At 43.7% G+C, this 11,359-nt stretch carries 11 protein-coding genes; 10 read left to right on the top strand and 1 reads right to left on the bottom strand.

Annotated elements, in window-relative coordinates:
• Positions 1–372 precede the first annotated feature (372 nt).
• The 4 genes from G548_RS0107360 to fabZ all read left to right on the top strand — a co-directional run bounded on the left by G548_RS0107360 (position 373) and on the right by fabZ (position 2,754).
• Positions 373–1,161, top strand: coding sequence for a flagellar hook-basal body protein (locus G548_RS0107360; protein WP_022793517.1), 789 nt, complete (start codon positions 373–375; stop codon positions 1,159–1,161).
• A 36-nt stretch (positions 1,162–1,197) separates the two neighbouring features.
• Positions 1,198–2,022, top strand: coding sequence for a flagellar hook-basal body protein (locus G548_RS0107355; protein ID WP_022793516.1), 825 nt, complete (start codon positions 1,198–1,200; stop codon positions 2,020–2,022).
• A gap of 108 nt (positions 2,023–2,130) precedes the next feature.
• Entirely contained in the window at positions 2,131–2,310 is a 180-nt protein-coding gene (locus G548_RS17615) for a DNA-directed RNA polymerase subunit beta (protein WP_169435232.1), read from the top strand.
• 21 nt (positions 2,311–2,331) lie between these two features.
• Positions 2,332–2,754, top strand: coding sequence for a 3-hydroxyacyl-ACP dehydratase FabZ (fabZ, locus tag G548_RS0107345; RefSeq protein ID WP_027847263.1), 423 nt, complete (start codon positions 2,332–2,334; stop codon positions 2,752–2,754).
• 51 nt (positions 2,755–2,805) lie between these two features.
• Here the strand turns inward: fabZ and G548_RS0107340 are convergent, their stop codons facing one another.
• A complete protein-coding gene (locus G548_RS0107340; protein WP_022793513.1) occupies positions 2,806–4,812 on the bottom strand; it encodes an acyltransferase family protein in 2,007 nt (668 codons plus the stop codon).
• Positions 4,813–5,341: 529 nt separating this feature from the next.
• On the opposite strand from G548_RS0107340, the gene G548_RS0107335 reads away from it, so the two are divergent.
• The 6 genes from G548_RS0107335 (at position 5,342) to pssE (ending at position 11,286) form a co-directional block, all read left to right on the top strand.
• Positions 5,342–6,397 carry a glycosyltransferase family 4 protein gene (locus G548_RS0107335; RefSeq protein WP_022793512.1) on the top strand — a complete coding sequence of 352 codons (1,056 nt, stop codon included), beginning with the start codon at positions 5,342–5,344 and terminating at the stop codon, positions 6,395–6,397.
• A 110-nt stretch (positions 6,398–6,507) separates the two neighbouring features.
• A complete protein-coding gene (locus G548_RS0107330; RefSeq protein ID WP_022793511.1) occupies positions 6,508–7,599 on the top strand; it encodes a glycosyltransferase family 4 protein in 1,092 nt (363 codons plus the stop codon).
• 27 nt (positions 7,600–7,626) lie between these two features.
• A complete protein-coding gene (locus tag G548_RS18740) occupies positions 7,627–8,625 on the top strand; it encodes a glycosyltransferase family 2 protein (RefSeq protein ID WP_022793510.1) in 999 nt (332 codons plus the stop codon).
• A 226-nt stretch (positions 8,626–8,851) separates the two neighbouring features.
• The gene (locus tag G548_RS0107320) at positions 8,852–10,327 is read left to right on the top strand and encodes an O-antigen ligase family protein (protein WP_022793509.1); all 1,476 of its coding nucleotides are present in this window, start codon (positions 8,852–8,854) and stop codon (positions 10,325–10,327) included.
• Positions 10,328–10,345: 18 nt separating this feature from the next.
• Complete coding sequence (gene pssD / locus G548_RS0107315; protein WP_022793508.1) at positions 10,346–10,810, top strand: PssD/Cps14F family polysaccharide biosynthesis glycosyltransferase; 465 nt, start codon at positions 10,346–10,348, stop codon at positions 10,808–10,810.
• Entirely contained in the window at positions 10,807–11,286 is a 480-nt protein-coding gene (gene pssE / locus G548_RS0107310) for a PssE/Cps14G family polysaccharide biosynthesis glycosyltransferase (RefSeq protein WP_022793507.1), read from the top strand. The genes pssD and pssE overlap by 4 nt, the downstream gene beginning before the upstream one ends.
• The last annotated feature ends 73 nt before the right edge of the window (positions 11,287–11,359 follow it).

Here is an 11,359-nt window from a genome sequence, read left to right as displayed (position 1 = left end):
TCGGGGATCATGGGTTCCAAACTCATTGGAATCGGGAAGCTCTGTGTGTTATCATCGGTAAACATAAGAAATCATCCTTGTCGTATGGAAAGTGTCGTGACTTCACCATATCATCGAAGGATGATTTCTTTCTTTATTTGCGCACAGAAAAGGGGGCTGTCCTATTTTGGGACAGCCCCTTTTTATGATTCTAAGAGTAGGTATATAGTATCTGTCAAAATAGTATATACTTCACTAAATGCTGGCTTATATTCCTTGCAGCAGGCTTGTGTGGTAAAATAGAACTAATTATAAATGTGGACAATTTAAAGGTGGAGGCATGCCTGCTGGGTTTACCTCCGCCCTACATTTACGGAAACGGGGAATACAATTATGCTGAGGGGTTTTTATAATGCTGCATCGGGAATGACAGCCCAGCAGAGAAAAACGGATATGCTGAACAATAATATTGCCAACGCCAATACGCCCGGCTACAAATCTGATCAAAGTGCGATCCGGACGTTTCCGGAGCAGCTTCTGCACGCGGAGAATGCTGGAAGAGGGCCGCATACGATCGGTTCACTTGGGACAGGCGTTTACATGCAGGACCAGGCCCCTTCGTTTACCCCGGGAGAGCTGCAGGAAACGAATACCTCGTCCGATGTTGCCCTGCTTGAGGCAGAGGTTCCGGATGAAAACGGGGCGGTGCTGTTCACAGTCCAGGGGGAAGACGGAACGGCCTACACCCGCAACGGCAACTGGACAGTGGATGCAGAAGGATTTTTAACGACAGCGGACGGACAGTACATACTAAATAACGAAGGCGCTCCTGTGGAAACCGGAAATGAGAATTTTCAAATCACTGAAAACGGTACGGTTCTGCTTGAAAATGGCGAAGAAGCCGGGCAACTGGGGGTGGCGTATGCACCAGATACCAATGATTTAGTTAAAACCGAAGCGGGAGTTTTTGAAGCAGAGGAGGAGCTTGGCGCTGCAGATGACAACGAAGACGTCCGCTATCAGATGAAGCAGGGATTTCTCGAACAGTCCAACACTGATTCCACCCAGGCGATGACGGAGCTGATGGAAGCGTACCGGATGTTTGAATCCAACCAGAAGGTGATGCAGACGTATGACCGCAGCATGGAAAAGGCTGTGAATGAAGTTGGACGCCTCGGTTAAAACAAACTAAAATACATAATTCAGGAGGAACGCAGCATGTATTCGGGATTACGCATACCATTTCAGTCCATGGGATCGGCCCAGCAGCAGATGGACACCATCAGCAATAACCTCTCCAACGCGGAAACAGCCGGATTTAAATCCAGACAGGCGACGTTCAGCGAAATGATGTACCAGCAGGAGGACAATATGCCGATGCCGGAAAACGGCACCGGGCGCCTTACTCCGCCAGGAATACGTACAGGCGGCGGAGCAGCGATCGGCCAGACAGCACTTCGCATGGAGCAGGGATCGCTGAAGGAGAGCGAACGGGAACTCGATTTTGCTCTTGAAGATACGGATGCTTTTTTCCAGGTAGAGGCAGAAGACGGTGCGGTTGAATATACAAAGGACGGACAGCTGTATTTGTCAGAGAACCCGGCAGTGCCCGGCAGCTATACGCTCGTTGACCAGAACGGCGGATTTGTATTAAACGAAGCCGGAGGAAGATTTGATATTCCTGCCGGAGCTTCGGAGTTTTCGATGCAGGAAAACGGGGAACTTACAGCTGTAACGGCAGCCGGTGATACCGTGAACCTCGGGGCATTTGGCGTGGTGCAGGTGGAGCGTCCGCAGGCGCTGACATCTATTGGAGGCAATCGGTATCGTTTTGAGGATTTAGATGGACTCGGAGCAGCGGAAGATGATATGGTTATAGAAGCTGACCCGTCCAGCGTAAAGCAGGGAATGGTCGAGCAGTCTAATGTGGATTTATCGAATGAATTAGTAAATATGATGAATGCCCAAAGACAATACTCGTTTAATTCCCGTGCGCTGACGCAGGGGGACCAGATGCTTGGATTAATTAACAGTATTCGATAAGTCTTTGCGGTTAAGGGAGCATAGATAGTACATATGAGCAATCAGGACAACCATACAAGGACTTCTAAACCGGATAGGAAGGCACAGCTGAAAAGAGGGGCGCAGAAGGTGCGTGCACGTCTTCAGCACCTGCTCTGGTGGCAGTGGCTTATTATTATTTTAATTCTGGCTTTTATCTGTTCGATTATTGGCCTGATGATCGGCTATGCGGTCGGTGGAGGCAATCCTTTTCAGGCTTTAAACCCGTCGACCTGGCTGGAGATTTATCGGTTAATTCGAGGAAATTAGCATAAAAAGTGAGGAAAAATGATGCTTTCAATAGAACAAATCAAAGAGATTATTCCCCACCGTTACCCATTTCTGCTTGTCGATAAAATTATTGAAGTAGAACCCGGGGAGCGGGCGGTAGGTATTAAAAACGTCAGCGCCAATGAAGAATTTTTCAATGGTCATTTCCCCGACTATCCGGTGATGCCGGGAGTACTTATCATTGAAGCGATCGCCCAGGCCGGCGGCGTCGCACTGATGCAGCAGGAAGACATGAAGGGAAAGCTCGCCTTGTTTGCAGGCATTGATGAATGCCGGTTTAAAGGACAGGTGAAGCCGGGAGACCAGCTGCGTCTCGAAATGGAAGTCACCAAACAGAGACGATCCATTGTTAAAGGAAAAGGCACAGCCTCCGTGGACGGCAAAGTCGTTGCAGAAGCGGACCTGATGTTTGCAATTCAATAACAAAAAGGACTGCAGCCAGAGCGGGCTGCAGTCCTTTTTTGTTATCTGCTGCTATTCGTCATTTTCCTCTAGCGCATCTTCAATGTGTTCTTTAAGAGCTGGCCCCATCGTACGGGAATAGAAGGTGGAAATATGGTGGTTGTCCCGGAAGGTAATGACGTTGCCGATCACAGGGTCACACGTGTCGTCATCACAAAAGTAAGGAGACATATCAGCAAAGGTTACATTGTCTGGAATGTTTTCCTCTTCTGTGTTTTCCCACGGAGGGTTTTCAGATAATACTTCATCTCTTGGTACAGCACAATCGGCTGGATCGTCACTTTCTTCCAGGCAGGAAGGGATCTCCTCCTGCATTCTCGGATTATCCCGTATCGCGAATATTTCCGTATGGCCTTCGAATTCTTCCCAGATTTCAAGGTAGCCTTCCGGTATGGTGCCCCCAGCATTTACATTGGCGGTGGTGAAAAGTAAATCAGGATCGTTTTTCTTCAGAGGTTCAATGGAATCTTCATTCCACTGCATACATGAGTCAGACAGGGTACCGTCAAAATCATCGGTAGAAAATCGGCAGCCGTCTTTATTAAACACGTCGATCTGCAGGCTCAGCTCCTCAGACATTTTTTCAAGGGCCGGAAACCAGTGGCCGGAATGAGAACCGCCCACCAGGGCAATGGTATATTCGGGGTCGGTCGTGTCCCCGTAAGAACACATGCTGATTTCCGTCTCTTCAAGATTGGAGTAGCATTCGCTGTCGGCATAAAAAGCCGGCATCTCACTTTCGGCCTGTGCCACATTTTCGAGAGGATCGATATCGGGATTTGGTTCAATATCCTCTGATATTGCGCGGGCCCCGGGATAGTCAGTTACTGTATAGTCCTCCCCGATGCCTGACTGATTTTTATCCACGTAATTGTCCCAGATACCGGCAGCTGTAAGGGCAGGAAGCAGAAACAAGACCAGGGCAATTACTGCTTTTCCCTTTGATTGCTTAATATTTATTTTGCGCAGCGGCGTTTCAATTATTTTGACAGAGAGTGCCGCAGCGGCGAAGGCAAGAACTATAATGGCAATGCCGCCCTTGATCGATACCGTCGTATTATCGAAATAGGCAAAATAGAAAATAAGAATCGGCCAGTGCCATAAATAAAACCCGTAGGAAATGCTGCCGAAATACAGAAACGGCCTGGAGCCCAACAGCTTGTCCACTCCGAAGCGGCTGCTGTTTTCAGCTGCCGTGATAATTAGGAGAGCCCCTGTGGTCGGCAGTAAAGCAGCAGCGCCGGGAAAAACAGTAGAAACAGGGAGGAGAAGACCTGTAAGAGAAATAACTGCAAGCCCGAGCCAGCCAAGAACAAAGCCGACGGATTTGTTCATTGTTAAATAGGGAAGGAGCAGCGCTGCAAGACCTCCGAGGCTGAATTCCCATACCCGGGCAAATGCGTCAAAGTAAGCCCAGGGCTGATTGGCAGCGGTAATGTAAATAGAATAGCTGAGTGAGAGAATGAACACAGCAGCAAGTACCCCGCACAAAGTTTTACGTACAGGAGTATTAAATGTTTTTTTTGCAAGAAAATAGGTTAATAGTATAAGGAGAGGCCATAACACATAAAACTGTCCCTGAATGGAAAGAGCCCAAAAATGCTGAAACGGACTGGCTTCGTTGTTTTGAGCCAGATAGTCGACCGCGCTGGTGGCGAGCTCCCAGTTTTGAAAATACAGTGCTGAAGCAAGCATTTCTGAAACAATCTGTTCCCACTGTGACTGAGGAAGAAAGACAATGGAGCCGGCCATCGTAAACAAAATAACGATTACAGCAAGAGGCAGCAGCCGGCGGCCGAGGCCAAGCAGGTATTCAGGCAAGTTAATGGTTCCTTCCCGTTCTAATCTCGACAGCAGCGATGTAGTAATTAAATAGCCGGAAACGACGAAGAATACATCCACCCCGCCTGAAACTGAACCGAGCCAAATATGATACACAGCTACTAAAAATGCAGCTACAGCCCGCACCCCTTCAATTTCCGGCCGGAATCTTTTCTCAGGTGTCCGCAAATCATTCATTAAATATTCACTCCCAACCTTCAAATTCCTTCTAAAAAGCGGTGATTTTTAAAACGTTTTAACGTTAACACAATATGTAAGTAGCATATATTTTAGCACGGAAGGTGGAAAAATATGCTTTCCTTGAGATATTTGTCATGAAATGAGTCTAACCTACCTGAGCTTATGACGGAAAAATGGAGTTCGCCAAAAAACGCAGATACCTCCCGGCATTTTGACTAGTAAAGGCACAGGTAGAAAATGTACAAAGAAGGTACTATTTATTGGTTTTTAAGCATTTTCGGGTTTTTCTGTTTTTTCTAAAACAGAAATGATAAAATGACGTGAAACTGCCTTTTTAAAGTCTAAGTACTGTATTATACATTCTTGGCTCAGAGAAACCTTTTATGTGAAGAAACGTCTAAACGTATAGGGATTTTTAGAGTATGATGAGTCTAGGAATGTATAACTATGGAAAAAAGGTGTCATTATCCGTATTTGAACGTGAGTGAAATATTCATATAAAACGTTCTTCAACAGGGGGACCACAATGGTTACTGCTATTGCGTTAATAACTAGTTTTGTAGTGGCCTTGCTAATAACGCCTTTAGTGAAAAAGCTGGCGTTTAAAATTGGTGCTACCGACCAGCCGAACGCCCGAAAAGTTCATACTGGTCAGATGGCCAGAATGGGCGGCCTCGCTATTTATATTGCTTTTTTAGCAGGCGTGCTGATTTTACGCCCAGAAAACGAAACATATTTTTATATCCTTGTCGCTGGAACTATTGTAATAGCTACTGGCGTTTTGGATGATATTTATGAATTAACGGCTAAAGTAAAGTTTTTGGCCCAGATTGTTGCAGCTGTAATCGTCATTATTGGTGGTGTGCAGGTAACCTTTATTAATCTTCCGTTTGGTGGAGAGCTTGAGCTGGGCATTTTCAGTATCCCCATCACACTGCTATGGATCGTCGGGGTAACCAATGCGATAAACTTAATCGACGGTCTTGATGGTTTGTCAGCCGGAGTTTCTGCTATCGTTTTAACAACTATTTCGGTGCTTGCCATTCTGCAGAATGATATCTTTATTGTAGCCTTAAGCATCGCCCTTCTTGGGGGAACGCTTGGATTTTTAGTGTATAATTTTCATCCGGCTAAAATCTTCATGGGAGATGCCGGTGCACTGTTTTTAGGATTTATGATCGCAGTTATTGCACTGATGGGCTTCAAAAACGTGACCGTGTTTTCTTTGATCGTGCCGGCGCTCATACTGGCCGTTCCAATATCAGATACATTTTTTGCGATCATCCGGAGAATTGTGCATAAACAGTCTTTATCCGCCCCCGACAAATCTCACCTGCACCACTGTCTTCTGCGGCTTGGGTATTCCCACCGGGAAACAGTGCTCATTATTTACTGCATAAGTGCTATATGCAGTATTTCTGCTGTAGCGTTCACCCTTTCTACGCTTTGGGTATCGCTCATTCTGCTGCTGGTGGTGCTGATTTTGATCGAAATCCTGGTGGAAAGTGTCGGACTTGTGAGTCAGCAGTATCGGCCGTTTTTAAACTTTATCAAACGGTTGTCCGGCTCCATGAAAGAATAAATCAAGAACTAAAGTTTATGTATAAATAGATCCGCCGCCAGCTATCTTTCAGCTTTTGGACCGGGTCTATTTTATTTAGATGTGTAAACTACAGTGAAGGTGGCATAACCATGAAAATATTGCTTGTTTCTAATATGTATCCAAGCGATAAATACCCTTCGTATGGAACATTTGTAAGAAATTCAGAAAAGATGCTCGAAGAAAATGGAATAAAAGTGGAAAACGCTGTATTAACAAAACACCAGAGGCCTGTCTCAAGGTATTTGAATTATGGATTATTCTACGTCAAAACACTGATAAAAGCGCTGGCAAACAAATATGATGCTGTTTATGTACACTACCCGTCTTTGTCTTCTATACCTGTGCTGGTCGCGGGATATGTAAAAAAGCTGAATGTTTACGTGAACATTCATGGAAGCGACGTTGTACCGGAAAACATGAAGCAGAAAATTATGAATAAAATAACAGTGCTTTCGTTGAAGCGTGCAGATAAAATCATCTGCCCATCTGAATACTTCCGCGATTTAGTGATACAAAAACATAAAATTCCCAAAGAAAAGCTGTACGTTTTTCCGTCTGGTGGTGTAAATCCGGAAGTCTTTTATGAAAGAGATAACATCCCGGCGTTAAAGCAAAAATATGGTTTGGCCGAAAAATATACATATATTGGATTTATAAGCCGACTAGACTACGGTAAGGGCTGGGACACTTTTTTGGAGTCAATAGCTCTGCTCCGTAAAGACAATCTGTCTGTTAAAGGGATTGTTGTAGGTGGGGGCGGGGAAGTAGATCAGTTTTGGGAAAAAGTAAACGAGCTTGGAATCGGAGAGGCTATTATTCATTACGGAGCTTTAAAGCAGGAAGAAGTTGCCGAGCTTATGAATTGCTTTAAAGTGTTCTGCTTTCCGACTGAAAGAAAGGGAGAAAGCCTGGGACTGGTAGGACTCGAAGCACTGGCTTCAAAACGGCCAGTGGTGGGAAGCAGTATTGGAGGTCTGAAGGGCTATATCCGTCACGGTGAAAATGGCTATTTAGTGTCTCCGGGTGATAAAAAACAGTTTGCTTATTATCTTGGAAAAGTAATATATGCAGATGACGATGAGTACGAATGCATGAAGGATGAGGCGTATAAAATGTCTAAAAAATACGTAATTGATAATATTAAAGACCAGTTTATCCGAATATTTCGTGGTAATCAATAAACCTCTTTAGAAAGTAGGAAGTGTACAATGAGTTTCCCAGAGTTAATCAGCGTGATTATTCCAACAAGAAACAGGCGGACACTTTTGCAGCAGGCCGTTGAAAGCGCGAGAACCCAAACATATACAAACATTGAAATTATCGTGATAGATGAAGCATCTGAAGACGATACTGCTGCCTATTTAAAAAGTATTGATGAACCCAGGCTGAAGGTGATTACACACAGCACTCCGCAGGGAGGAAACATTGCCAGAAACAAAGGACTCGAAGCAAGCAGCGGCGCCTACGTTGCTTTTTTGGATGATGATGATGTGTGGGCAGATACGAAGCTCGAAAAACAGCATGACGCATTTAAACGCGACAGTACTGTCGGCATCGTAACCTGCAGCAGTCTGGTTGTTTATCAGGACCTGCAGATTGAACGTTACATGAACAGGGGAAACAACTACTTATATAGTAACGAAGAGGCATTCGCTAAAATATTGACGGAAAACTTTATAGGAGGAGCTTCCTTTCCGCTTATAAAAAGAAAATGCCTTACGGAAGTGGACGGATTTAGGCCGGGCGTGGTGAGTGCGCAGGAGACAGATTTGTATTTACGTATACTCGCAAACGGTTATAAAGTCTATGCAGTCGAGGATGTATTAATACTGTACCGGGTTCACTCGATGAACCGAATATCTGACAGCTTCGAGCCGAAAGTAAAAGGTCTTGAACAGCTGTTTGAATATAAAAAAGATTATTTTTTGCCTCAACGTCCAGAGCATGAAGCAAAAAAAATTGAACAGACACATATCGTGGAAGTGAGTAAAATTTATACAAGAAACAGAAGATATAAAACCTTTTTCCAGTATTTTAACGAACAAAAGCAAAAATTAACTCCAGCCAAAAAAATACAGGTGTGGAGAAATGCTTTTGTGCACACACCCCAGGTGCAGTTATTTAAACAGGTAGTGCAAAAAGGAAAAACTAAAAAACTGAATAAAGAGTGGAAGCAGTACATGAGCAAAAACTTTAAGGGAAGCTAAGCAGCATATCTCTACGCAAAGCTTTTCCTTGCAGAGTTTTTAACTAAACAAGTGAAGCTCTATATCAGCAAGCTTTGCATCAGCTGAAAACAAAATGAGTAATGATTGGGGCGGTTTAGATACTTTTCCCTCTAGTGGAATGGTATAATATATGATAGTATTCTCGTCGTGAGAATACGTGCAGCTGCACTAATATTATTTGTCCTTTTTAGGAGGATGCGACTTGATGGAAAGAGCTACAAGCCTTAGGTTTGAGAATATTGCCAGAATTGTTCTTTTAACTTATTTACTGGTACAGCCGGTTTTGGATTTATTAATATTTTTTGACACGCCGTTCGCTTCCCAGTTCCGTGCTTTATTTATTGGCGCAGGTCTGATCTATTTATACTTTTTTTCTACAGGATGGTTAAGAAAGCTTTTATTCATTTATATTCCTGTATTATTCGTGTACTTTGCGATTAATTTCGGCGTCAATTATTTCGTGAAAGATCCGTATTTTCTTTCAATCGAAATGACAAATATTGTAAAGTCTATTTATTTCCCAATCATCGTTTTTACCTATTTAACGTTCATTTACCAGCAAATAAATGAAGGTTTACATAAAAAAATCATTCCGTACATTTTAGGAATAAATATGCTCCTGATAGGAGTTGTGGTGTTCCTCGCTGATATTACCGGGACAGGCCGAAGAGCGTATGGCTTTTTAGCAAAAGAGGGACACACAGGCTGGTTTTTCTCCGGCAATGAGATAAGCGCTATTACCGCCATGGGCTTCCCCTTTGTGGTGCTCGTGTTAATGAAAACAGAAAAACTATGGAAAAAGATAGCAGTCATGGCAGGTGCGCTACTCATCGTATGGGCGATGATGACGCTAGGCACCAAGGTTGCTTTTGTCGGCCTTATTGCAGGCCTTGTGCTTGGAGTCATATATGCAATAATAATGCTGTTTCAGCGAAGATATCTTAATTTCGTGCTTTTGGCTGTCGTTTTCATTCTAACTGCCGTAGCCACTCCGGCCATGCCGATAGGCAATAACCTTGGTCTTGCCGTTACCGAAAGCATGAATGAAGAACCGGAACCTGCCGAAGAGGAAGAGGAAAGTGCTTCTGCCGAAGAGCAGTCAGAGGATACGGACAATAAAGAAAGCAAAAGTGAAGAAAGCAAAAGCGAAGAAAGCACAGGCGAAGATGCGGAAGAGCCAAAGGAAGAGGAGCCAAACGAGGAAATTTTAAATACTATTAACAGTATTCCTTACCATTCTGCTATCCTGAGCGGACGGGAAGAGCATTTAGCGGAGGCCTTCCATCAATTAAATGAAGCTCCGGTTGTTCAAAAAATCGTGGGAATGGGTGTGTATCAGAATTACCCTAATGAAGAAGCAGCGGCCCCTATTGAAATGGATTTGTTCGACTGGTTTTTCGATTATGGATTTATTGGCCTGTTGATTTTGACGTTTCCGATATTTTTAACAGCGTATTTGATTATCCGAAACCTCCTTAAATATAAAATGGCGGCCCTGAATATTTATTTTTTCTTTGGGCTGATCAGCATGGGGCTTGGCATAAGTGCTTCTATTATTGCAGGCCACATCCTGTATTACCCGGCAGCTGCCATCTATCTGGCAGTGGCGATGGCGTTGACCGTAAAATATTCTGAGCCGGAGCAAAATAATCTATCGTTTCGCAGCAGAAACAAATATTAATAAAAAGGATTCTATAAAATGAAAAAAGTAATATTTATTTCGTCTGTCGGCGGTCATTTAACCCAGTTACTGCAGCTCGAACCACTGTTTTCAGAATACGATTATCATGTGATCACAGAAAAAACAGATATAACAGTAGATATGAAAGAAAAGTACCCGATGTCCTTTTTAGTATACGGAGCCAGAAACTATCCGTTCCGGTACTTGTTTAAGTTTTCCTACAATATCGTTAAATCGCTGTTTTTATTTTTAAAGCTGCGTCCTGATGTAGTAGTTACCACAGGTGTTCATACAGCGGTGCCGATGTGTTATATTGCAAAGCTCTTTCGTAAAAAAGTCATCTATATTGAAAGCTTTGCTAAATCACATTCGCCCAACCTGGCGGGGCGGTTAGTGTACCCTATCGCGGATTTGTTTATCGTTCAGTGGGAATCGATGAAAAAATTCTATCCGAAAGCAGTAAATGGAGGGAGTATCTATTGATACTAGTAGTGCTCGGAACCCACGAGCTTCCTTTTCATCGGCTTCTGCACGAAGTGGAAGCATTAATAAAGGAAGGGTATATTCAGGACAACGTCGTTGTACAGAATGGCAATACAAAATTCGAAAGTGAACATATGACGATTCGCCGTTTTATTCCTTCAGAAGAGATGGAAAAACTATTTCGGGAGGCAGAACTTGTTATCAGTCATGCAGGCACCGGCTCGGTCACTACAGCACTGAAGTACCATAAAAAAACCATCGTCGTACCAAGACTGAAAAAGCACGGGGAGCATAACGATGACCATCAGCTTCAGTTAACTGAATCTTTTACAAGCAAAGGCCATGTTATCTCGATGACAGGAGAAAAAACGCTTAAGCAGGCAATGGATGAACTGGTATTGTTTCAGCCGACACCGTTTCAGACCGGAAATGATCAGATGCTGAAAACGATTAAAGATTATATTGATTCCGTTTAAACACAGTTTTGTTCCTGCAATCTGTGTTTTTTAATGCTTAACAATCAAAAATTACGGGAAAAAGGGGGATTGA

This window comes from Marinococcus halotolerans DSM 16375 (assembly GCF_000420725.1).
In the GTDB taxonomy this organism is placed as follows: domain Bacteria; phylum Bacillota; class Bacilli; order Bacillales; family Marinococcaceae; genus Marinococcus; species Marinococcus halotolerans.
The sequence above is the reverse complement of the archived record's forward strand: the minus strand, read 5'-3'. Positions and strand labels throughout refer to the sequence as shown.